Raw genomic sequence first — 20,707 nt, 5'->3', positions numbered from 1 at the left:
TGCCTGGCCGTGCGCCAGGCAAGGACAGACCAAATGCTTGCCCGGACATTGCTATTGAACCCCCTGCTGAGCGCACTGCTGATCAGTGTCGGGTTGCTGTCCGCCGCTCACGCCGGCGTAGTGATCGACGGCACGCGGCACATCTATCCGCAGCAGCGTCGGGAAATCACGCTGCGCCTGACCAATGACGATCAGCGAGCGCCGCGCCTGGTGCAAGTGTGGCTGGACCAGGGCGACCCGGCGCAAGCCCCCTCCGACAGCGAGGTGCCGTTCAGCCTTTCGCCGCCAGTGTTCCGCATGGACGCAGGCAAAAGTCAGGTGGTGCGACTGGTCTATACCCAGGATCCGCTGCCGGCTGACCGCGAATCGTTGTTCTGGCTCAACGCCCTGGAGATACCGCCCAAGGTCAACGTCGCACCGGACAGTCCGCAAGAGGCCTCCTCCAACCACCTGCAGTTCGCTTTTCGTATCCGCACCAAAGTGTTTTTCCGCCCGGCGCAATTGCCGGGCTCCGCGGACGAGGCGCCCACCCAATTACGCTGGTCCCTGCACCGGAGTGCCCAGGGGCCGCTACTGGAAGTGCACAACCCATCGGCTTATCACGTGACCTTCAATGAGGTTGCCTTGGCCATGGGTTCGGGTCCGGGTGCCCGCCTGTTACCGGCGGGAGAGGGCATGGTGGCCCCCGGCGGCAGCTTGAAGCTGCCCGTCAGGGACGTCGTACAGGCAATACCCGCGGACGCCCAGGTGCATTTCAAATACATCAATGATTACGGCGCATTCTCCGTGCCGCAGCGTGCTCTCCTGAAGTTCTGATCATGTATGCCTTACTGCAAATACCCGTTCACCGCGTCACTGCCTGGCTGTTCGCCAACCCCAGGGTGCTGTTATGGCTGGGCCTGCTCAGCACCTTGATAATGTCGGCAGAGGCCGCCCCCCTGTTGTTCGACATCGAGGCGTTCACCAGCGGCCTGTCCTCTTCGGCGGATATCTCACGGTTCAATACCAGTAACGTGCTGACGCCGGGTGTCTATCGCGTGGATGTGATGCTCAACGGGCAATCGATGGGACGTCGCGAGATCACCTTCGTTACCCGTGCCGGGCAGGACGACGCTCAGCCTTGCCTGAACGCTGCCGAGCTTGGCCAACTGGGGGTTTCTGTGCAGGCGCTGGGGGATAACACCGAGCATGCCTGTCGGGATTTTGCCGAGTGGATCCCCATGGCCAGCAGCCGCGTCGATATCGAGACCCTGACCCTGGATGTCAGCATCCCCCAGATCTATATCAATCGCTCCGCGCGCGGCTACATTGACCCGTCTCAGTGGGACAACGGCATTGACGCCGCGCTGCTCAACTACAACTTCAGTGCCGCGACGGCGACGGCGGGCACCGGTGAGGATCGTGGCTACCTGGGCCTCAACGGCGGTCTCAACCTGGGCGACTGGCGGCTACGCCATCAGGGTGGACAGGCATGGGCATCCAGTAGCGGCCTGGCACCTTATCAACACACCGCCACCTACCTGCAACGGCCCCTTGCCGCCTGGCGTTCACAACTGACCGTCGGCGACAGCTTCAGCAGTGGCCAGATCCTCGACGGTGTGCGTGTACGCGGCATAACCCTGGCCACCGATGACCGCATGCTTGCCCAGTCGCAACAAGGCTATGCGCCTCAGGTGCGCGGCATTGCCGACAGCAATGCAACCGTGACGGTGCGCCAGAACGGCTACACGCTTTACGAGACTACAGTGGCCCCAGGGCCGTTTGTCATCGATGACCTGTACCCCACCGGGTATGGTGGCGACCTGCACGTCAGCGTCACTGAGGTTGACGGTCGGCGCAGCACCTTCATCGTGCCATACTCCGTGGCGCCCTACCTGTTGCGTGACGGTGCCAGCCACTACAGCGCCACCCTGGGACAGTTGCAGCAACAGGGTGTCAGCGACGCCAGCCCTTTGATCTTCCAGGGTACGCTGCAGCATGGCTTGAGTGATCGCCTGAGCGCCTATGGTGGCAGCACGTTTTCCCAAGGCTACGGCCAGGGCAAGGCCGGCCTGGCGATGAGTACCGCGATTGGCGCGTTCTCCCTCGACAGCACCCACTCGCGCACCCAGGTACAGGGGCTGGGGGTCGTCGGAGGGCAAAGCTGGGGCCTGGCCTATAACAAGAACCTGCCGTTCTCGGGGACGCACTTTGCGCTGGGTGCCTACCGTTTCTCCACGGCCGGTTACCTGAACCTGCCTGACGCGCTTAATGTGCGCGAACTGGCCCACCAAGGCGCAAGTATCAATAGTTACGCCAGGCAGAAAAGCCGCCTCGACCTGACAATCAGCCAACAACTGGGCGCAGGCTCGCTGAGCCTGTATGGCAGTTCCATCGACTACTGGGCGGGCCGCCAAGGGCGCCAGACATCCTTCACCCTCAGTTACGCAGCCAATTGGAAGTCACTCAACTGGAACCTCTCGGCGCAGCGCTCGCGCGTCAGTGAAACCCACCCATTGAGCGATCACGAGCGCAGCGACGAGATCTTTTTTGGCCGCTCCGCGCAGGCCGGGCGCGTGGATAATCACCTGGTGCTGACACTGTCCATGCCATTGGGCGCGGGAACGCGTGCGCCGACCTTGAGCAGCAGCCTGTCGCGCGATGCTGGCGATTCACGCGGCAGCCAACATCAGGTGGGGATCAATGGTGTGCTGGGCAACGCCGGTGAAGCCAACTACGGGCTGACCGGAAGCCGTGGCACCGGCCACCAGGAAGGCTCCAGCTTCAATGCCTACGCCGGCTATCGTAGCCGCGCTGCCAGCCTGAGGGCTGGCTATGCCCAGGCCCGCGACAGCGCGCAACTGTCCATGAGTGCCGACGGCGGGCTGATTGCCCACGGGGGTGGCGTAACCTTTTCGCAGAATCTCGGTGAAGCCTCGGCACTGGTGTATGCGCCGGATGCACAAGATGCCCGGCTCGGCAGCAGCGGGGCGCGTATCAATAAGCAGGGCTATGCGGTGCTGCCAGCCCTCAGAGCTTATCAGCGCAATGACGTGGATATCGATCCCGAGGGCATGCCCATGGATGTGGAACTCAAGGAATCGAGTCACGCCGTGGTGCCGACGCTGGGGGCGGTCTCACTGGTCAGGTTCGAGACCGTCAGTGGCCGTGCCGTGGTGATCAAGGCCACCCATATGAACGGCCAGCCGCTGCCATTTGCCGCCCAGGTGTTTGACGAACGCGGCACTGAAATTGGAGTGATCGGCCAGGCGGGCAAGGCCTTTGTGCGCGGAGTCGCCGACCAGGGCCGGTTGACTGTGCGCTGGAATGCAGGGGCGGGTGACCAGTGCTTTATCCACTACCGTTTACCCCCGCGCAGGCCCGGACAACGCCAGGAAAACGCGGACCAGTTGGTCAGCCAGTGTTCGGACCACGGCGGCGCGGACAAGGAGCGCAGCTGATGAGCAAGCGACTGTTCAATACCATGTTCGGCATCGCCATGTCGGTACAGGCCGTGCTGGTCCATGGGGAAATCGTCATTGACCGCACCCGCATCATTTATATGGCCAGCGCACCGGGAGTGACGGTCAACCTGCGCAATGAAGCCGACGGCCCGCGATTGGTCCAGGTGTGGATTGATGCGGGCGACCCGCACGTCGTGCCTGAATTGAGTGATGTGCCCTTTACAGTCACGCCGCCGATCCTGCGCCTGGATGCCGGCCAGCGCCGCGTATTGCGGGTGATGTACCACGCACCTCAAGGCAAGGCTATTGCCGCGTCTCAAGAGTCGGTGTACTGGCTGAATGTGCTGGGGATCAGGCCGTCTGTCGACACCGGCAACCAGCTCCAATTTGCCTTTCGCACACGGATCAAGCTGTTCCTGCGCCCGGACGCCTTGTCAGGCCAGGCCCAGCAGGCGGTGGGAAGGTTGCAGTGGCACCTGGCGGACGACGGCGCGGTGCAGGTGCGCAACCCGAGCGCCTTCCATGTGAGTCTTTCCAGCGTGTTACTGACCATCGACGGGCTGGAGTATTGCAGTGAAGACCCGCCGATGCTGTTGCCGCAGTCGGTTGCCCGCATCCTGTTGAAGGGCCGGGCGCCGACGGGGCAGGGGACGGGCGCGGTGCGTTTTACCACCCTGGATGACCATGGCACGACACGCGAGCACACGGCGGTTGTTGGCCGCAGTAAGGAGTTGGCGCTATGAACGGTGTTCAATTGTTTCTGAGCAGGCTTTTACCGATTGGCGCGTGCCTGGGTGCTTGCGCATTCACCATGGACGCACAGGCGCATTTCAATGCAGGCGTCTGTACCCCGCAAGCCCCCGTGACGCTGTCTTTCCCACCCATCACCTTGCCTAACAACCTGCAAGTGGGCGAGGCGATTGGCTACCCGAGCGGTTATGACTTTGCCAGCAATGGCTTTGTCATGCAGTGTCGCTACACCGACTGGCCATTGTCGCAGCCGGTGTCGGCCAACCTCAGCGTGGTCAATTCGCCGGCAACCGGCATGACGTTCAACGCCAATGGGCTGACGTTGCCCGTCTACGCGACCAGCTATCCTGGCGTCGGATTCGTCATGATGGCCGGGGATCCGTCCCGGGATTTTAAAGTCATCACCCACACCGGCGTCACACTGTTGGACGCCAAGCACAACAAACCCAATGGCTGGGGCCTGCAAGGGCGCGTATACCTGGTGGCAACGGGCCCGATCACGTCGGGCACCCTCCCTGGAAACACAGTCGCCAGGTATGTGCTGACTAACGTCAGTATCGAGAGCCCCGGCGCTGGCTCGGTCAACTTTGCCGATACGGTGATACTGCCGCCGCAAAAACCGACTTGCCGGGTGACCACGCCGTCGCTTGCAATGCCGCTGGGGCTGGTGCCCAGCCGCGATTTCAAGGGAGTGGGCAGCCACGCCGGCAGCGTCAGTCGCAACATAACCCTGGACTGTGCCGGCGGCACCGGTGGCAACCTCGATGTCTGGATCACCGTGACGGACCAGACAGACCCCGGCAACCGCAGTAACCAGTTGTCGCTGACCCGCGACTCGGGCGCCCGTGGCGTCGCCCTGCAACTGCTCAGTGGCGACCGGTTGGTGAGCTACGGCCCCGATTCCTCCGGCGTGGGCAATCCGAACCAATGGCAGGTCGCAAGCACGGGCAACGGTACCCTGACGATTCCCTTGACCGCCCGCTACGTTCAAACCGCATCGACCATCAAGCCCGGGACCGCCAACGGCCTGGCCTCGTTTACCCTGAGTTACCGGTGAGTTGCGGGATCGGGGTACAGCGTTTGCGCCAGCGCGATAAACGCCAGGGTAGCGGGTGAGGCCTGGCGCCGATCCAGCACCGCCAGACCTATGCGCCGCCGTACGCTCGGCGACAAGGGGCGGGCAAGGTAGCGCGGGTGGGCATAGGTCGGCAGTGAGCCCTGGGCCACGATGCTCAGGCCGTCGCCGCGGCTGACCGCCTCCAAGGTGCTGAGCAACTGGGTGCAGCGATACCGCACTTTGGGCTGCAGCTGCGCTTGATCGAACAAACGCGTGACCAGCTCTAAGGAGCCTGCCTCGGTGAGGATGAACGGGTCATCGCACAACGCGTGCAAGGGTACCGCCGTGCTTGCCGCCAAGGCATGGTCGACCGGTATCAGCGCCACCAGTTGGTCTTCGAGCAGGGCCACGGTGTCGAAGCGTTCCTGCTCCAGTACCACGAAGCCCACATCCACCCGGCGCTGATCCAGCCATTGGATGACCTGCCGGTCTGGTCCTTCGTCCACATGCACCTCGATACCCGGGTAGTCCCGGCGAAAATGGCTGAGGATAGTCGGCAGCAAGTGGTTCGAAGCGGTTGGCCCGAACGAGCCTATGCGCAGCGTGCCGCGCTTCATCCCGCGGGCATCGGCGGCTTCCTGTTGCAAGGTATTGGCCAGGCCCAGCATGCCCCGCGCCCGCCCGAGCAACTGCTCGCCGATATCACTCAGTTCCACCAGGGTCTGATGACGGCGAAATAACTCCACCCCCAGCTCCTGCTCCAGGGCCTTGATCGCATGGGACACGGCCGACTGGCTGATGCCCAGGCGATGCGCCGCGCTGGTGAAGCCGCGCAGTTCGGCAACCAGTGAGAAGATTTCCAGCTGGGTCAGGGTCATGAGTAAAGCCTCATTTTACGATGACTGATCATTAGCCAAAGAATAACGCCATCCTCTCTCACGTTGAGCACATTCTTATGCATCCTGCCCGCGAAGGCCTCACTTACCTGAAGCTGGCCGCTGTCACCATGATCTGGGGCGGGACCTTCGTCGCCGGGCGCTTTCTGGCCGATCAAGTGGACCCGCTGCTCGCAGCCTGCCTGCGGTTTATCCTGGCCAGCCTGGCGCTGCTGCTGTTCCTGGCCTGCACACGGATCCCGCTGGCCCGCCCAAGTACAAGACAAATGGCACGGCTGATGCTGCTGGGGTTATGCGGCATCTTTTTCTACAACCTGTGTTTTTTCTATGGGTTGCACTACATCAATGCGTCGCGGGCGTCATTGATCGTGGCATTAAACCCGGCAGTGATTGGCTTGACATCGTGGCTGTTGTTCAACGAGCGCCTGGGCCGGGCCAAGTGGCTGGGCATCGGGCTGTGCCTGCTGGGGGCGGCGGTGGTGATTGTGAGCCGCAACCCCAACCTCCTGCAGGGAGCGCGCAACGCTTGGGTCGGTGACCTGTTGATCCTGGGTTGCGTAATCGCCTGGGGTGCCTATTCGCTGCTGTCCCGGGAGCTCAACCAGATGTTGGGACCGGTGCAAACCGTCACTTGGTCGGTGCTGTGGGGCACCCTGATGTTAACCCTTGCTACCCTCGCCACTGGCCGGCTGACGCTTCAAGGTGTCAGCGCGCTACTGCCGGCGCAGTGGTACAGCCTGCTGTACCTGGGTGTGCTGGGTTCGGCCCTGGCCTATATTGGTTATTACGACGGCATCCGGCGAATCGGCGCGACCCGCTCCGGTGTGTTCATCGCCCTCAACCCGCTGACGGCGGTGATATGCGGCACGTTGCTGCTGGACGAAGCCTTGACGGCGCCGATGCTGGCGGGTGGCGCGGTCATCCTGTTGGGCATCTACTTGTGCAATAAACCTCTTGCACGGGCCAGGGCAACAGGGATTTGATAAGAGTACGGACAAACTGGTTTACGCTGTGTAGAATCGATTTACGCATACAAGAATATGGACTTGCGCTCACGCAAGCCTCGGCCGTCAGAGACTGATGACACCATGAAGCTACTTGGCTCCCCACTCATCTTTGGTGACTTCCTCGCCCGCAGCGTGCGAGGCCTCTCCTGCGCGCCACCCTCGGACCTCATCCTTGCTTGCAACTAAACAATTGCTACCCACAAGAATGATGAGGCACCGAACATGACCGACCAATACGAAAACCCAATGGGCCTGATGGGCTTTGAATTTATCGAATTCGCCTCGCCCACCCCCGGTACGCTGGAGCCGATCTTCGAGATCATGGGCTTCACCAAGGTGGCGACCCACCGTTCCAAGGATGTGCACCTGTATCGCCAGGGCGAGATCAACCTGATCCTCAATAACGAACCGGGCAGCCTGGCGGCCTACTTTGCGGCCGAACACGGCCCGTCCGTGTGCGGCATGGCGTTTCGCGTCAAGGATTCGCAGCAGGCCTACAACCGTGCCCTTGAACTGGGGGCCCAGCCGATCCACATAGAAACCGGCCCGATGGAGCTGAACCTGCCGGCGATCAAAGGCATCGGCGGTTCGCCGTTGTACCTGATTGACCGTTTCGGCGAAGGCAACTCGATCTATGACATCGACTTCGTCTACCTCGAAGGTGTTGACCGCAACCCAGTCGGCGCCGGCCTCAAGGTCATCGATCACCTGACCCACAACGTCTATCGCGGCCGGATGATCTACTGGGCCAATTTCTACGAGAAGCTGTTCAACTTCCGTGAAGCCCGTTATTTCGATATCAAGGGCGAATACACCGGCCTGACCTCCAAGGCCATGAGCGCGCCTGATGGCAAGATCCGCATCCCGTTGAACGAAGAATCCTCCAAGGGCGCCGGGCAGATCGAAGAGTTCCTGATGCAGTTCAACGGCGAGGGCATCCAGCACGTAGCATTCCTCACCGACGATCTGGTCAAGACCTGGGACGCGCTGAAGAAGATTGGCATGCGCTTCATGACCGCGCCGCCGGACACTTACTACGAAATGCTGGAAGGCCGCCTGCCCAACCACGGTGAACCGGTGGACCAACTGCAATCGCGTGGCATCTTGCTGGATGGTTCGTCGGTCGCGGGCGACAAGCGCCTGCTGCTGCAGATTTTCTCGGAAACCCTGATGGGGCCGGTGTTCTTTGAATTCATCCAGCGCAAAGGCGACGATGGGTTCGGCGAGGGTAACTTCAAGGCGCTGTTCGAGTCGATTGAGCGTGATCAGGTGCGTCGTGGTGTATTGACTGCCGAGTGAGGCTGAACAAGCCCGGTCGAGGTCAACACTCGATCGGGCTTTTTATCGCGCGCCAATCAAGCTTTGCGCTGACGCACCAAATGCTTGAACCCTTCATATACCAGCACCATCACCGCCAGCCAGATGGGAATGTAAGTCAGCCATTGGCCACCCTCGATGCCTTCCCCCAGCAATAGCGCCACCGCCAGCAGCAACACCGGCTCGACGTAGCTGAGCAGCCCAAACAGGCTGAATGCGAGCAAGCGACTGGCAATGATATAGCTCACCAGCGCCGAGGCACTGATCAAACCCAGCATCGGAATCAAGGCGTACAGCTTGGGGTACAGATCGAGCACGGCAAAACCCTGTTCGCCGTTCTGCACAAACCACCACGCCACCGGCAGCATCAGTGCCATGTCCAGCCACAAACCACCCAAGTGATCGGTGGTCAGGTACTTGCGCACGACGAAATACACCGGGTAACCGATGATCACCACCAGGGTTGCCCAGGAAAAACCACCGGCCTGGTACAGCTCATTCAAAACGCCGAGCGCGGCCAGCACCACCGCGATCTGCTGCAGCCGCGACAAGCGTTCGCCATAGACCAGGCGCCCCGTCAGCACCATGGTCAGCGGCAACAGGAAATACCCCACCGACACATCCAGGCTGCGCCCATTCAGCGGCGCCCACATGAACAGCCACAATTGCACGCCCAGCAAGGCAGAAGAGACCAGCACACCGCCGACCAGGCGTGGCTTGGTCGCAAGCATGCGCAGCAGTTCCAACACCCTTCGCCATTCACCGCTGACGATCATGAACACCGTCATGCATGGCACTGTCAGCAGCATGCGCCAACCGAAAATTTCCAGGCCGCTCAGAGGAGTGAGCAATGACGTGAAGTAATACATCACGGCAAACAACACTGAGGCCAATACCGATAACACAACACCTTTAGACACGCTGCCCTCGCGAAAGCCGATTCATATCCAGTTCCAGGGGCGGAGTATGGCGGTTTTTGCGAGAAATAAAATGTGGCAGGGGCGGGCGACGATTCGTCTTGCTCCTGATAGGCAGTGTGGCAGCTACAGATGAACCGATTGCAGCACCGCTACCGGGAGCAACCCCCGCTCACCTTTTAATCTCCATGCATCAGGTAGATCTCAGCCAACTCGCCACGCCACACGGCCTGAGACGAAATGGCCGACATCGTTGAACCCTGGTGTGGATGAGTGCCCGGGTGTGACCAAGGAATCAATAAATGCCTCGTCTTCAGTAGTGATATTCACCGCCAGCGCCCCGGTGTACGCATCCCATTGCGCCTCGGTGCGTGGCCCGACAATCGCGGAACTCACCGCGCAATTGTTCAATACCCAGGCAATGGCAAACTCGACCATGCCCACGCCACGCCCTTGGGTGTATTGCTGGATCTGCTGGGCGATGCGCAACGACTCCGTCCGCCATTCGGTTTCCAGGATACGCTTGTCCTGGCGTGCGGCCCGGCTGCCGGGCTCGGGCGTCACGTCCGGCGCATATTTGCCGCTGAGCACCCCTCGGGCCAGCGGGCTATAGGGCACCACGCCCAACCCGTAGGCAGCCGCCGCGGTGATTTGCTCGACCTCGGCCTGGCGATTGACGATGTTGTATAGCGGCTGACTGATGACGGGTTTATCCACCCCAAGACGCTCGGCCATCCGAATCACCTCGGCGATACGCCAACCGCGGTAGTTGGACAGGCCCCAATAGCGGATCTTGCCTTGGCGGATCAGGTCGCCGATGGCCGACACGGTCACTTCCAGCGGCGTGTCATGGTCTTCACGGTGCAGGTAGTAGATGTCCAGGTACTCGGTATCCAGGCGCCCAAGGCTGGCTTCCACGGCGTTGAAAATACGCTTGCGGTTCAAACCACTGCGGTTGGGCAAGCCGTCGGCGGGTCCGAAGCCGACTTTGCTGGCCACGATCCAATCCTGGCGATTGCGCGCAATGGCTTCGCCGACGATCTCTTCGGAGCGCCCGCCAGTGTAGACGTCGGCGGTGTCGATAAAATTGATGCCCTGGTCCCAGGCCTTGTCGATGATGCGCAGCGAGTCTTCGGTACTGGTCTGTTCGCCAAACATCATGGTGCCGAGGGTCAATGCGCTGACCTTCAACCCGGATTGGCCCAGTGTGCGGTAAATCATGGAGAGCACCTCATCGCAGGGAAACGTGAGTACTGCAATACCAGAACCGACGCCTCTGGAACAAGCCCTGGGCGTGTTTGTTCATGCACCCAGTAACGTCTGGCAGCGGGCCTGTAGAAAACGGTGTAGCACTTTCACCCGTTCCGACACTTGCAGACGGTGGGGGCACATCAGGTTGAAAGGGGTCGGCTCGCCCTGCCAGTCGGGCAACAGCGCTACCAGCCGACCGGCCTGGATATCACGGGCAATATCCAGATTGGCTTTATAGGCGATGCCGTGGCCCGCCAGCGCCCAGCGGCGGACGATTTCTCCATCGTCGCTGAGGTAATCGCCGCTGACGTCGACCTCCTGGAGCAGCGCGCCCTGGCGGAAGTACCACGTGCTATTGGCCTGCCCGCGGCGCATGTAGCGCAACGTACTGTGCTGCGCCAAGTCCGCCGGCGTGCGCGGTGTGCCGTGGCGCGCGAGGTAGTCAGGGCTGGCGCAGGCCATGCGTTGGTGGCCGGGCACCACCGGCAATGCTACCAGGCTGGAGTCCCTTGGTACGCCAAAGCGCAGGGCAATGTCGACGGTATCTCGAAACAAGTCGGCATTGCTGTCGTTGAGCAGCAGTTGCAGGCGGATATTCGGGTGCACAAGCTTGAACTCATCCAGCCAGCCCAGTAACACATTGCGGCCGAAATCCGAAGGTGCCGCCAGCTGCAATAAACCGCTGAGGCTTTGGCCCTGTTGCTTGATGGCGTGTTCGCCCTCCGACAACGCTTCCAGCGCCACCCGCACGCTGTCCAGATAACGCCGGCCTTCTTCGGTCAGGCGCATGCTGCGGGTGGAACGGGCCAGCAGGCGGATACCGAGCCGGGCTTCCAGGCGCTTGAGGGCAATGCTGGCCGCTGCCGGTGTCAAGCCAAGCCCACGGGCGGCGGCTGTCAGGCTGCCGGTGTCGGCACTGCGCATAAAGACTTCAAGGTCGAGAATTGAGCTCATTATTAAAAATCCTTTAAAGATCTTGTCGTTTTACCGGGATTTTTTGCTGATTGCCAAGCTGGGAAGATCAACGCTCACTTTCTCATCCAGGTAGTTCTCCCCATGACATCTTCCCTCAGCGGTAAAACCATCATCGTGATTGGCGGCAGCAGCGGCATCGGCGCCGCAGTGGCCCAGGCAGCCACCGCTCGCGGTGCGCGCGTGGTGCTGGCCGGACGACGCTTGAACTCCGGCAGCGACAACGGTGTACGCAGTGAGCCGGTGGACGTCACCAACAGCGCGTCGTTGCAGCGCTTGTTCGAAACGGTGGGGCACTTTGACCACCTGGTCTACACCTCGGGGCCTTCGGTGCGGGCCAGGATCTTGAGCGAAACCGACCTTGACGAAGCCCAGGACAATTTCAATGTGAAACTCTGGGGCGCCCTACGTGCGATTCAACAGGCGCTGCCATTTTTGGGGGAGCACGGCAGCATCAGCCTGACTTCCGGTCAACTGGGGCGCAAGCTGGCAGCAGGGCAGCTCATCAAGACCGGCATCAACGCCGCGACCGAAGCCTTGGGCAAGCAACTGGCCAAGGAACTGGCGCCGCGTCGCGTCAATGTCATCAGCCCCGGAGTGATCGATACCCCAGCCTATGCAGGGTTGGCCGAAGAGCAGCGTTTGGCGATGTTCGCCAAGACCGGCGAGGCATTGCCGGTTGGCCGGGTAGGGCAGGCTGAAGAAGTGGCGGCGGGGTATGTATTGGCCATGGAGAACGGCTTCATGACCGGTGCCGTTATCGATATCGATGGCGGCGGTTTGCTGTAGATACAGGCCAAAGTGTGGGAGGGGGCTTGCCCCGATGGCGGTGGTTCAGTCACAGATGCGCTCACTGACACTAAATCCCCTCCACATTAAACCCAGTCAGGCCTTCAAGGTCCGCGTCATGCGCAACGCCAGCACACTACCGGCGACAATCACTGCCGCCAGCAGGTACAGCGCCACATCCGTGGACCCGGTGGCGTCTTTCACAAACCCCACGATATACGGGCTGAGAAAGCCCGCCATCTGCCCCATGGAGTTGATCAACGCCAGGCCACCCGCCGCGGCACCTGCGCTGAGCATGGCGGTAGGCACCGGCCAGAACATCGGCAGTCCGGTAAGGGCGCCCATGGTAGCGATGGTCAGGCCGAGGATGGCGATGGCCGGTGTGGTGGCGAAGTTCACCGCAATCAGCAAACCGATTGCACCCATCAGCATTGGCACCACCAGGTGCCAGCGACGCTCCTTGCGCAAGTCGGCCGAGCGGCCTACCAGCAACATGAACACTGCCGCCAACAGATACGGGATCGCACTGAGCCAGCCAATCACCAGGTTATCGCTGAAACCCAGGTTCTTGATGATCGATGGCAGCCAGAAGTTGATCGCATACACGCCGCTCTGGATGCAGAAGTAGATCAGGCCAAATGCCCAGATCGCCGGGTTCTTGAAAACATCGGCCAGGGAATCGCTGGTGGTTTTAGGCTTGTTCGCCACGTCCGTGGCCTGGTCGGCTTCCAGCACTGCGCGCTCATGGGGCGTGAGCCACTTGGCGTTGGCGAAGCTGTCACTGAGCAGGAAGTAGGCGAGGGCGCCGAGGATCACGGTCGGGATGCCTTGCAGCAGGAACATCCACTGCCAGCCCGCCAGGCCACCTTGACCGGCGGCAAAGTGGTTGAGAATCCAGCCGGAGAAGGGGCTACCGAGCAAGCCGGACACCGGGATCGCCGACATGAACAGCGCCATGATCCGTCCGCGACGGAAGGTCGGGAACCACTGCGAGAGGTACAGCACCACACCGGGGAAGAAACCGGCTTCAGCGGCACCGGTAAACAGGCGCAACGTGTAGAAATGCGTCGGCGTGGTCACAAACAGCAGGCAGGTAGACAGCGTGCCCCACACGATCATCATCAACGCGATCCAGCGCCGTGGGCCGAACTTGGTCAGCGCCAGGTTGCTCGGCACGCCACACAGCACGTAGCCGATAAAGAAAATCCCGGCCCCCAGGCCGTATACGGTTTCGCTGAACTTCAGCGCATCGAGCATCTGCAACTTGGCAAAGCCAACGTTTACCCGGTCCAGGTAGTTGAACAGGTAGCAGATAAAGATGAATGGGATCAGGCGCAGGGTGATGCGCTTGTAGATGGCGTTTTTATCGTCATCGCTGGCCAGTGCGGAAGTGGCGCTCTGTGACATGGGAATCTCTCTTTATTATGATTTTTCGCGGTGCGAGGTTAACGTTGACCGCCCCGACAGTCTCGATGACGTGATGGGCGACTGTCTTTGTGCTGGCGCACAGTGAAGCAGGCTTTGCGCTGTGCCAGTGAACAACCTGGTTTAGGAAATTAGCCCCATGTTCGAGCTCGATCACGCCTTGGCCCAGGAGATTGTCGATCGCACCATGGCCATCCTGCCCTATAACGTCAACGTCATGGACAGCCAGGGCCTGATCCTTGGCAGCGGCGAGCCGGAACGCATCAATACCCGCCATGAAGGCGCACAGCTGGTCCTGGCCAATGGCCGGGTGGTGGAGATCGATGGGCAGACTGCCAAGCATCTCAAGGGCGTGCAGCCGGGCATCAACCTGCCGTTGCTGCATGATCAACGCCTGATCGGTGTGCTGGGCATCACCGGTGAACCGGACGGGCTGCGCACCTATGCCGAACTGGTGCGCATGACCGCTGAAATGCTGGTCAGCCATCGCCACCAGCAAGCCGAGCAGCAATGGCGGCGCCAGCGCTGCGATGATCTGCTGGCCTTGCTGCTGGCCGACAGTGGCGACTCACCACGCCTGGTAGACGAAGCCCGGCAACTGGGGCTCAAGCCGCAGCTGTCGCGCACGCCGTACCTGTTCGAGCTGGGCCCGGGCCAAACGGCGGAAGACTTGAGTACATGGCTCACCAGCCGTTACCCGGACAGTTGGTGTGTCAGCCCTGCGCAGTTTTCCCTGCTGTGGTGCCGACCCGCCGCGTTGCAGGTCGACAACCCCCGCTTGCTGGAAAAGCTCGACGGCCTGGGTTGGAACATCCTGCGCGTTGCCATTGGTGGGCAAGCGGAGGGCTTGGCGGGGCTGCGCCGTTGTTATCGCCGGGTGGGCGATCTACTTGCGTATGGCCGCGATATCCTCCCGCAAATGCGGCTGTTGACCCTCAACCGTTATCGCCTGCCGGTCATGCTCTGGCGTCACCGCAATGACGATGCCCTCGACGAACTGCTCAACCCTTTGCGCAAAGTGCTGGCCAAGGACAGCAACGGGCAACTGCTCGCCACCCTGCGCAGTTGGTGCGAACACGACGGGCAAAGCCAGGCCTGCGCAGACGCGCTGGGCATTCATCGCAATAGCCTGCGTTATCGCATGGAACGCATTGCTGAACTCAGCGGCGTGGACCCGTTGACGCTCGATGGCATGCTGGCCTTGTACCTGGGCGTGCAGTTGTTGCCCCAGACTTTGTAGAAATGACCAACAAACCCTGTCCGCATCTGTGCAATTGACCGGCGTCATTACCCCAGCCAACTGGCAGCATGGGCATTATAAAAACCGGAGAAAGCCCATCATGAAGATCATCATCGCTCCCGACTCATTCAAGGACAGCCTCAGTGCTGCAGGCACTGCCCAGGCCATTGCCGAAGGGTTGGCCCAAGTCTGGCCGGATGCGCAGTTGATCGAGTGCCCTATGGCCGATGGGGGTGAAGGAACGGTGGACGCAGTGCTTGCCGCTTGCAACGGCGAGTTGCGCCGGCAAATGGTGCAAGGGCCACTGGGTGGCACCGTTGAGGCGCGGTGGGGCTGGTTGGCCGACAGCCATACCGCGATGATCGAAATGGCCGAGGCCAGCGGCTTGCAATTGGTCGCGCCGGAGCAGCGCGACGCGTGTTCCAGCACCACTTACGGAACCGGTGAATTGATCCGTGCCGCCCTGGACGCTGGGGCGCAACGCATCATCCTGGCGATTGGCGGCAGTGCCACCAATGATGGCGGGGCTGGGGCGATGCAGGCCCTTGGCGTGCAACTTCTTGACGCAGCCAGTCAGCCACTGCCTCCAGGCGGCCTGGCGTTGGCGCGTCTGTCGCGTATCAGTCTTGACACGCTCGACCCGCGCCTGGCCCAGGTGCGCTTTGAGATTGCCGCCGACGTCAACAACCCGCTATGTGGCCCTCACGGCGCCTCGGCAATTTTCGGCCCGCAAAAAGGTGCGAGCCCCGAGCAAGTGGCCCAACTGGACGCCGCCCTCGGCCACTTCGCCGACCACTGCGCCCAGGTGCTGGCCAACGACGTACGTGACCAACCAGGCAGCGGCGCCGCCGGCGGCCTGGGCTTCGCCGCCAAGGCCTTTCTCGGTGCACAGTTCCGCCCAGGGGTGGAGGTGGTGGCCGAACTGGTCGGCCTTGATGACGCCGTACGCGGCGCCGACCTGGTCATCACCGGTGAGGGCCGCTTCGACGCCCAGACCCTGCGCGGCAAGACCCCGTTTGGTGTGGCGCGCATCGCCCAGCGCCATGGCGTACCGGTTATCGTGATCGCCGGCACATTGGGCGAGGGTTACGAGCAGATGTATGCCCATGGCGTGGATGCGGCATTTGCCTTGCCGTCGGGGCCGATGAGCCTGGAGCAGGCCTGCCGTGAGGCGCCGCGCCTATTATGTGAGCGAGCTGCGGACATCGCGCGCGTTTGGCGCCTTGCATCTAATCACTAACCCCACGCGCTAACCGCTGCACCCACTGTGCCTGAAACTCCAGCAGCGCCTGTGCGGGCTGCTGCAACTGCACAAACTCCAGCATCGGGTCGTCCACCGCCGTGCGCACGCCGCTCAGTTCCTCCAGGGTCGCCAACCCACAAAACGGTACATAGGCCTCGCTGTAGCCGCCTTCGTGCACCAACACCAGGCGGCCCTGGCACAAGCGCTCGGCAGCCAGGCGCAGGGTGCGGGTCATCAGCCGGAACGATTCGCTGTGCAGCAGCATGCGCGCCAGAGGGTCGACGGCGCCTGCGTCATAACCGCAGGCGACGATGATCAGCTCCGGTTGGAAGCGCTCAAGGGCTGGCACCACGATGCGTTCCATCGCCTGCAAATAGGTGACGTGCCCACTGCCCGGCGGCAAGGGAATGTTGATGTTCGCGCCCAGGCCAGCGCCGCGACCACGGTCCTGTTCGCCGCTGTAGCCGGGTGGGTAGCAAGCATCCTGATGCAGTGAAATCGTCAACACATCGGCACGTTCCTCAAAGATCGATTGCGTGCCGTTACCGTGGTGCACATCCCAGTCGATCACGGCGACTTTGCCGAGCCCGTTATGGGCCTTGGCCGCTTCGATGGCGATGGCAATGTTGGCGAGAAAGCAGAAGCCCATGGCACTGTCTGCCAGGCAGTGGTGCCCCGGTGGCCGGGATAACGAATAGGCGTTATGCACCTGCCCCTTGAGCACGGCGTCCACGGCGGCGAGGGTCAAGCCTGCGGAGAGTTGCGCGATTTCATAGCTACCCGGTCCAATCGGTGCCTGGGGGCCAAGCTCACCGCCGCCTGCATCACTTAGCGCCTTGAAGCGCTTCAGGTAGGCGCGGCCGTGGACTCGCAGCAAGTCCTCTTCGGTGGCCGGTGGTGCGCTGCGCAGATGCAGATGGTGGGTCAGTCCGGACACGTCCAACAAGCTTTTCAAGCGGCGCTTGGTCTCCGGTGATTCGGCATGCCCACTGCCGGCCGGCGGCTGTACCCATCCGCCTACGGGCAGGGTCAGCGCGTGGGCGCCGGCGCTGTGCCACAGGCTCATTTCATCGAAGAAAAATGCGGTGGTTCGTTTCATACCGGCTCCAGCTCAGTGGGGTAATTGGGACGGCTGGTGAGGATCATCACCAGGGACAGTAGCGTGATAACGGCCGCGCCAAGCAGCAGTAGGGTGAACCCGCCGCTGGCCTCGATCAGGCGCCCGGCAATCGCCGGGCCGATGGCCAGGCCACCGCCGATCACCAGGTTGGAGGCGTTCATCAGCTTGCCGCTGTGATCGAGGTCGGCCAGGCAGGCCAGGACCAACGGCAGGATGAAGGTCCAGGTGAACTTGAACAGCAGCGCCGCCAGGGCAAAGCGCAGCAGCGTGGGCTGGCCGAGTAAAAGTAATACGGCAGCCGCCATCAGCGCATAGCCCACTAGCAACAGCATTCCACGCGGCAGGCGAGCGCTGATCAGTGATGCGCTTGCGGCACCGGCAATCCCCATCAGTGTGGCGATGGCAAGGACTTGGCCGCTGTGCGGCGCAGAGATCCCGGCATTGGCGCCCAAGGCACCGATAAAGGTCCAGACGCCACCGAGGCTGATGTAAAAACCCAGCACTGCGCCGATTCCCAGCATTGCTTTGCAGCGTGAGCCTGGCAAAGAACAGCCGCTGCTTGCCTCTGCCACAGGGCTACCGGCAGGAAACGCCTTGGCCAGAGGCAGCAACAGGGTCATCAAGCCCGCCAGGATCAGGTAACAGGCATTCAAGCCAAACTGTCCGAATAACCCCGGCAGTACCAGAAGACCGAGGGCGCCGACAATCAACTGCCCCATTACCCACAATCCGTAGACCCGAGCAGGATTGGCGCTGGCGGCGGCGCTGGCCAGGCAAATGATCATCAGTGAGCCGCCAGCCAGGGCGCTGGCAAAGCGCAGCAACAGTAGAGCTGCGTAAGTGTCGGCGAGCATTGACAACAGGTTGGCCACGATAAACACCAGCGCGGCGACCAGGGCTGCGCTTGGCCAGTCAACCCGCTTGAGCCAAAACCAGGCAGGCAAGGTCGCCAGGCTCATGGCACCCAGCTCAACGGAAAACAGGTCACCGATGCGCGCAGGGTTCAGTTGCCATTGGCTCGCCAGCTGCGCGGCCACGGCGGGGGCAGTCATCAAAATGGTCGGAGTGATCGCGGCAAACAGTACGATTGCCGCCAGCCGATAGGGTTGTGTGGGCATCTTCGAGCTCCAGGAGTGGCGGTCAGTACACATGGACCAGGCGCAACAATGCCTCGGTCCCGGCATAGCCGTTGGAGGCCGCGACGTTTTGCGAAAGGCTGACCATCAGTTGGTTCTGTGGGTCGAGCCAATGCCCGAATTCGAAGCCAAGTTGGGTGTAGCGCCTGTGGGTGTTGTCGATACGGCGATGGTCGATGCGCAGCGCACCGCCGTCGGCCTGGATCAGGCGCAGCGCCCCATAAGTGGCGGCGCTGAAGTCGTAGGAGGCAAAGGCTTGCAGGCGATAAAGCGGGTCTTGCTTGAGCTCGCTGCCGAAGTAGTCATCATTCCTGGCATAAAGCTGGGCTTCGAGGTTGGCTTCCAGCACCCATTTTTCGCCAACGCCCTGGGTATAGTTGTAGACAAAGGTGGCGCCCCAACGGTTGGTGCCGGGGGACACGTCCGGGGTTTGGCTGTGGTATTGGCCTACCGGCACGGTGATCAGACTCAACAGACCGCTGTAGGTGCGCGAGGCCGGATCGTTAAGGAAAAACACCGTGCCGCCTATCTGCGGGTCGCCCAAGCCGCGTTCACCGGTCCGTTGCTCGGCGCCGGGCAAGCGCGCCGTGATGTCGGCAAAGGGCAGGATCAATTGTGGTGTGCACAACGTGCCGCAGGCGTCGGTGAAATACACCTGGCGGTAAGCCAGGGCGTTGACCTTGAGGTCGGCCTTGCCGGTGCTGTCGGCGGGACCGTGGAAATTCCCGGCGCGGGTAGCAGGCAGGTACAGCACCCCCAGGTTGGTGCCCGGCGGGGCGCCGAAAAAATCCCGGGCGTTGAGATCGGCAGCCTGGCTGTCGAGGCTGAGCAAGGTGCCACCGAGCAGCACCGTCAGGTTACGTAGGCGTGTGTGAGTCATGGCAAGGTGTCTCATGTATTGGGAGGCCGAAAACTGGGCAGCAGCAGCCCGTGATCGTGAAAAACGACCCTGGTAGAACCGCGAGATAGGGGCGGGGATCAGTCCGGCGGGGCGTGCATCAAGTGCGCGATGCGCGCTTTGTCCTTGACCCCGAGCTTGGTGTAGATGGTGCGAATATGATGGCGCACGGTATTGGGCGAGAGGCCGAGGTCGCGAGCCACTTCCTTATAGGTCTTGCCCTCGCCAAACCCTTGGGCCACGTCGTTTTCCCGCGGGCTGAGCTGGGGCAGGGCGCGATTGATGCGCGCCGCCAACAGCAAATGGTCGCCCACTGCCGAAACCTGGATATGAATGCGCTTGCCATCATGCCCGTGCTCATCCAGCGGCACCGGTAGGGTGGGGCCGCTCCAGCGTGGCCATTCACTGAGCAACAGATCGATAAACCCGCGCTCGGCGCATTGCAGCACTCCCCGGGGATCGCATACGGCCAGGGCGAGATTGCGTGGGCTGGTGAGGGTTTCACGCATGGCCACCAAGGTGCGGATCTGGTTCGCCGAAACAGCCGCGACCAGGTGCAGCATCAGGTTGTTGAGCAACAAGCAATCATGGGCGCTGAACCGCGGCGCTCCAGGTGTGCGGTAGAGCGTCAGGTGGTCACTAAGGTGGGTTTGCGGGTCGATATGGATAACGCACAACAGCTCACCCAGACCGTGGCGTTGGCCCAGCCAATTCAACGCGGTGCCGTTGGCAGGGTCACGCATATCAATGATCACTGCTTGACCTGGCTTGGCATGCACCTGCGCAACAGTGACGTCCAGATGGCGGATCGACTGCCAGTCCGCCAGATAGCCCGGTGGCAAATGGTGCAGGTAGCTGCTGTGCTCTTCCGGCAAACCGTCGATCACCGCTGCGCGGCCCCACCAGGCGCTATCGAATGCCAGCAACTGGCTTAGCCGCCTCAAGGCGTGGTATTGAAAATGCTCGAGGTCCTGATGCTGGGCCAGGCGCTGCAGGTCCAGGGCCAGGGTGCTGAAGGCCTGCAACAGGCCAAGGGGATCAAGGCGACTCATGGATGTTCCTCTGTGGGACTATTTTTGTTGTTCTCGTCACAGGGTGAAGGCCACAACCTTGGTTAGAGGTGGCAGGGCCTGGGCTGAGTATCGGTGCTGTCAGGTTTGATCGCCATCGTTCAGATGCAGGAGGGTACGGTTGACGATGTGGGAAAGTTCCGGGGTCGTCAGACGGACAGCTTTGCTTCTACACT

Annotated in this window: 18 protein-coding genes; 9 read left to right on the top strand and 9 right to left on the bottom strand. The window is 61.8% G+C overall.

Translation table 11 applies throughout. The features are described 5' to 3' along the window. The first annotated feature begins 33 nt into the window (after nucleotides 1-33). The 4 genes from QYQ93_RS15010 to QYQ93_RS14995 are packed head-to-tail and all read left to right on the top strand — an operon-like array spanning nucleotide 34 to nucleotide 5,250. Nucleotides 34-816 carry a fimbrial biogenesis chaperone gene (locus QYQ93_RS15010; protein WP_338474926.1) on the top strand — a complete coding sequence of 261 codons (783 nt, stop codon included), beginning with the start codon at nucleotides 34-36 and terminating at the stop codon, nucleotides 814-816. Between the two features lie 2 nt (nucleotides 817-818). Further along, nucleotides 819-3,440 carry a fimbria/pilus outer membrane usher protein gene (locus tag QYQ93_RS15005; RefSeq protein WP_338474925.1) on the top strand — a complete coding sequence of 874 codons (2,622 nt, stop codon included), beginning with the start codon at nucleotides 819-821 and terminating at the stop codon, nucleotides 3,438-3,440. After that, a complete protein-coding gene (locus QYQ93_RS15000) occupies nucleotides 3,440-4,186 on the top strand; it encodes a fimbrial biogenesis chaperone (protein ID WP_338474924.1) in 747 nt (248 codons plus the stop codon). The genes QYQ93_RS15005 and QYQ93_RS15000 overlap by 1 nt, the downstream gene beginning before the upstream one ends. Next, on the top strand, nucleotides 4,183-5,250 hold the full coding sequence (locus QYQ93_RS14995; protein ID WP_124421728.1) for a fimbrial protein: 1,068 nt from the start codon (nucleotides 4,183-4,185) through the stop codon (nucleotides 5,248-5,250). Before QYQ93_RS15000 ends, QYQ93_RS14995 begins: the two co-directional genes overlap by 4 nt. Here QYQ93_RS14995 and QYQ93_RS14990 read toward each other — a convergent pair. Continuing rightward, nucleotides 5,241-6,128: a LysR family transcriptional regulator gene (locus tag QYQ93_RS14990; RefSeq protein ID WP_338474923.1), complete on the bottom strand. Its 888-nt coding sequence runs from the start codon at nucleotides 6,126-6,128 to the stop codon at nucleotides 5,241-5,243. The two genes, QYQ93_RS14995 and QYQ93_RS14990, sit on opposite strands and share 10 nt — an antisense overlap. Before the next feature lie 77 nt (nucleotides 6,129-6,205). On the opposite strand from QYQ93_RS14990, the gene QYQ93_RS14985 reads away from it, so the two are divergent. After that, the gene (locus QYQ93_RS14985) at nucleotides 6,206-7,129 is read left to right on the top strand and encodes a DMT family transporter (RefSeq protein WP_338474922.1); all 924 of its coding nucleotides are present in this window, start codon (nucleotides 6,206-6,208) and stop codon (nucleotides 7,127-7,129) included. 246 nt (nucleotides 7,130-7,375) lie between these two features. After that, entirely contained in the window at nucleotides 7,376-8,452 is a 1,077-nt protein-coding gene (hppD, locus tag QYQ93_RS14980) for a 4-hydroxyphenylpyruvate dioxygenase (RefSeq protein WP_043049899.1), read from the top strand. A 56-nt stretch (nucleotides 8,453-8,508) separates the two neighbouring features. Here hppD and rarD read toward each other — a convergent pair whose 3' ends face one another. The 3 genes from rarD to QYQ93_RS14965 all read right to left on the bottom strand — a co-directional run bounded on the left by rarD (nucleotide 8,509) and on the right by QYQ93_RS14965 (nucleotide 11,592). After that, complete coding sequence (gene rarD, locus QYQ93_RS14975) at nucleotides 8,509-9,390, bottom strand: EamA family transporter RarD (protein WP_043049900.1); 882 nt, start codon at nucleotides 9,388-9,390, stop codon at nucleotides 8,509-8,511. 201 nt (nucleotides 9,391-9,591) lie between these two features. Beyond that, complete coding sequence (locus QYQ93_RS14970) at nucleotides 9,592-10,608, bottom strand: aldo/keto reductase (protein WP_338474921.1); 1,017 nt, start codon at nucleotides 10,606-10,608, stop codon at nucleotides 9,592-9,594. A gap of 81 nt (nucleotides 10,609-10,689) precedes the next feature. Continuing rightward, nucleotides 10,690-11,592 (bottom strand): LysR family transcriptional regulator, encoded by a 903-nt coding sequence (locus QYQ93_RS14965; protein ID WP_043049902.1) that lies wholly within the window; start codon nucleotides 11,590-11,592, stop codon nucleotides 10,690-10,692. 102 nt (nucleotides 11,593-11,694) lie between these two features. Here QYQ93_RS14965 and QYQ93_RS14960 point away from each other — a divergent pair, with 102 nt between their 5' ends. Then, nucleotides 11,695-12,399 carry an SDR family oxidoreductase gene (locus QYQ93_RS14960; RefSeq protein WP_338474920.1) on the top strand — a complete coding sequence of 235 codons (705 nt, stop codon included), beginning with the start codon at nucleotides 11,695-11,697 and terminating at the stop codon, nucleotides 12,397-12,399. Nucleotides 12,400-12,495: 96 nt separating this feature from the next. On the opposite strand, the gene QYQ93_RS14955 is transcribed toward QYQ93_RS14960, so the two are convergent. Further along, on the bottom strand, nucleotides 12,496-13,806 hold the full coding sequence (locus tag QYQ93_RS14955; RefSeq protein WP_338474919.1) for an MFS transporter: 1,311 nt from the start codon (nucleotides 13,804-13,806) through the stop codon (nucleotides 12,496-12,498). A 157-nt stretch (nucleotides 13,807-13,963) separates the two neighbouring features. Between QYQ93_RS14955 and QYQ93_RS14950 the strand changes: the two genes are divergently transcribed. Both QYQ93_RS14950 and QYQ93_RS14945 read left to right on the top strand, forming a co-directional pair. Next, a complete protein-coding gene (locus QYQ93_RS14950) occupies nucleotides 13,964-15,064 on the top strand; it encodes a sugar diacid recognition domain-containing protein (protein WP_338474918.1) in 1,101 nt (366 codons plus the stop codon). A 100-nt stretch (nucleotides 15,065-15,164) separates the two neighbouring features. Continuing rightward, a complete protein-coding gene (locus QYQ93_RS14945) occupies nucleotides 15,165-16,304 on the top strand; it encodes a glycerate kinase (RefSeq protein WP_043049906.1) in 1,140 nt (379 codons plus the stop codon). Here the strand turns inward: QYQ93_RS14945 and QYQ93_RS14940 are convergent. The 4 genes from QYQ93_RS14940 to QYQ93_RS14925 all read right to left on the bottom strand — a co-directional run bounded on the left by QYQ93_RS14940 (nucleotide 16,294) and on the right by QYQ93_RS14925 (nucleotide 20,513). Further along, on the bottom strand, nucleotides 16,294-17,406 hold the full coding sequence (locus QYQ93_RS14940; RefSeq protein ID WP_338474917.1) for a class II histone deacetylase: 1,113 nt from the start codon (nucleotides 17,404-17,406) through the stop codon (nucleotides 16,294-16,296). The two genes, QYQ93_RS14945 and QYQ93_RS14940, sit on opposite strands and share 11 nt — an antisense overlap. Then, nucleotides 17,403-18,545, bottom strand: coding sequence for an MFS transporter (locus QYQ93_RS14935; protein WP_338474916.1), 1,143 nt, complete (start codon nucleotides 18,543-18,545; stop codon nucleotides 17,403-17,405). Before QYQ93_RS14935 ends, QYQ93_RS14940 begins: the two co-directional genes overlap by 4 nt. A 22-nt stretch (nucleotides 18,546-18,567) precedes the next feature. Continuing rightward, nucleotides 18,568-19,443, bottom strand: coding sequence for a transporter (locus tag QYQ93_RS14930; protein WP_338474915.1), 876 nt, complete (start codon nucleotides 19,441-19,443; stop codon nucleotides 18,568-18,570). 98 nt (nucleotides 19,444-19,541) lie between these two features. Continuing rightward, nucleotides 19,542-20,513, bottom strand: coding sequence for a helix-turn-helix transcriptional regulator (locus tag QYQ93_RS14925; protein WP_043049910.1), 972 nt, complete (start codon nucleotides 20,511-20,513; stop codon nucleotides 19,542-19,544). Nucleotides 20,514-20,707 lie beyond the last annotated feature (194 nt).

The sequence above is a fragment of the Pseudomonas khavaziana genome, assembly GCF_036704165.1.
GTDB lineage: Bacteria > Pseudomonadota > Gammaproteobacteria > Pseudomonadales > Pseudomonadaceae > Aquipseudomonas > Aquipseudomonas khavaziana.
The sequence above is the reverse complement of the archived record's forward strand: the minus strand, read 5'-3'. Positions and strand labels throughout refer to the sequence as shown.

Excerpts from the sequence above, each read along its gene's own strand:
- QYQ93_RS15010 (WP_338474926.1), top strand. The coding sequence starts at position 34 with ATGCTTGCCCGGACATTGCTATTGAACCCCCTGCTGAGCGCACTGCTG.
- QYQ93_RS15005 (WP_338474925.1), top strand. The coding sequence starts at position 819 with ATGTATGCCTTACTGCAAATACCCGTTCACCGCGTCACTGCCTGGCTG.
- QYQ93_RS15000 (WP_338474924.1), top strand. The coding sequence starts at position 3,440 with ATGAGCAAGCGACTGTTCAATACCATGTTCGGCATCGCCATGTCGGTA.
- QYQ93_RS14995 (WP_124421728.1), top strand. The coding sequence starts at position 4,183 with ATGAACGGTGTTCAATTGTTTCTGAGCAGGCTTTTACCGATTGGCGCG.
- QYQ93_RS14990 (WP_338474923.1), bottom strand. The coding sequence starts at position 6,128 with ATGACCCTGACCCAGCTGGAAATCTTCTCACTGGTTGCCGAACTGCGC.
- QYQ93_RS14985 (WP_338474922.1), top strand. The coding sequence starts at position 6,206 with ATGCATCCTGCCCGCGAAGGCCTCACTTACCTGAAGCTGGCCGCTGTC.
- hppD (WP_043049899.1), top strand. The coding sequence starts at position 7,376 with ATGACCGACCAATACGAAAACCCAATGGGCCTGATGGGCTTTGAATTT.
- QYQ93_RS14970 (WP_338474921.1), bottom strand. The coding sequence starts at position 10,608 with ATGATTTACCGCACACTGGGCCAATCCGGGTTGAAGGTCAGCGCATTG.
- QYQ93_RS14965 (WP_043049902.1), bottom strand. The coding sequence starts at position 11,592 with ATGAGCTCAATTCTCGACCTTGAAGTCTTTATGCGCAGTGCCGACACC.
- QYQ93_RS14960 (WP_338474920.1), top strand. The coding sequence starts at position 11,695 with ATGACATCTTCCCTCAGCGGTAAAACCATCATCGTGATTGGCGGCAGC.
- QYQ93_RS14955 (WP_338474919.1), bottom strand. The coding sequence starts at position 13,806 with ATGTCACAGAGCGCCACTTCCGCACTGGCCAGCGATGACGATAAAAAC.
- QYQ93_RS14950 (WP_338474918.1), top strand. The coding sequence starts at position 13,964 with ATGTTCGAGCTCGATCACGCCTTGGCCCAGGAGATTGTCGATCGCACC.
- QYQ93_RS14945 (WP_043049906.1), top strand. The coding sequence starts at position 15,165 with ATGAAGATCATCATCGCTCCCGACTCATTCAAGGACAGCCTCAGTGCT.
- QYQ93_RS14940 (WP_338474917.1), bottom strand. The coding sequence starts at position 17,406 with ATGAAACGAACCACCGCATTTTTCTTCGATGAAATGAGCCTGTGGCAC.
- QYQ93_RS14935 (WP_338474916.1), bottom strand. The coding sequence starts at position 18,545 with ATGCCCACACAACCCTATCGGCTGGCGGCAATCGTACTGTTTGCCGCG.
- QYQ93_RS14930 (WP_338474915.1), bottom strand. The coding sequence starts at position 19,443 with ATGACTCACACACGCCTACGTAACCTGACGGTGCTGCTCGGTGGCACC.
- QYQ93_RS14925 (WP_043049910.1), bottom strand. The coding sequence starts at position 20,513 with ATGAGTCGCCTTGATCCCCTTGGCCTGTTGCAGGCCTTCAGCACCCTG.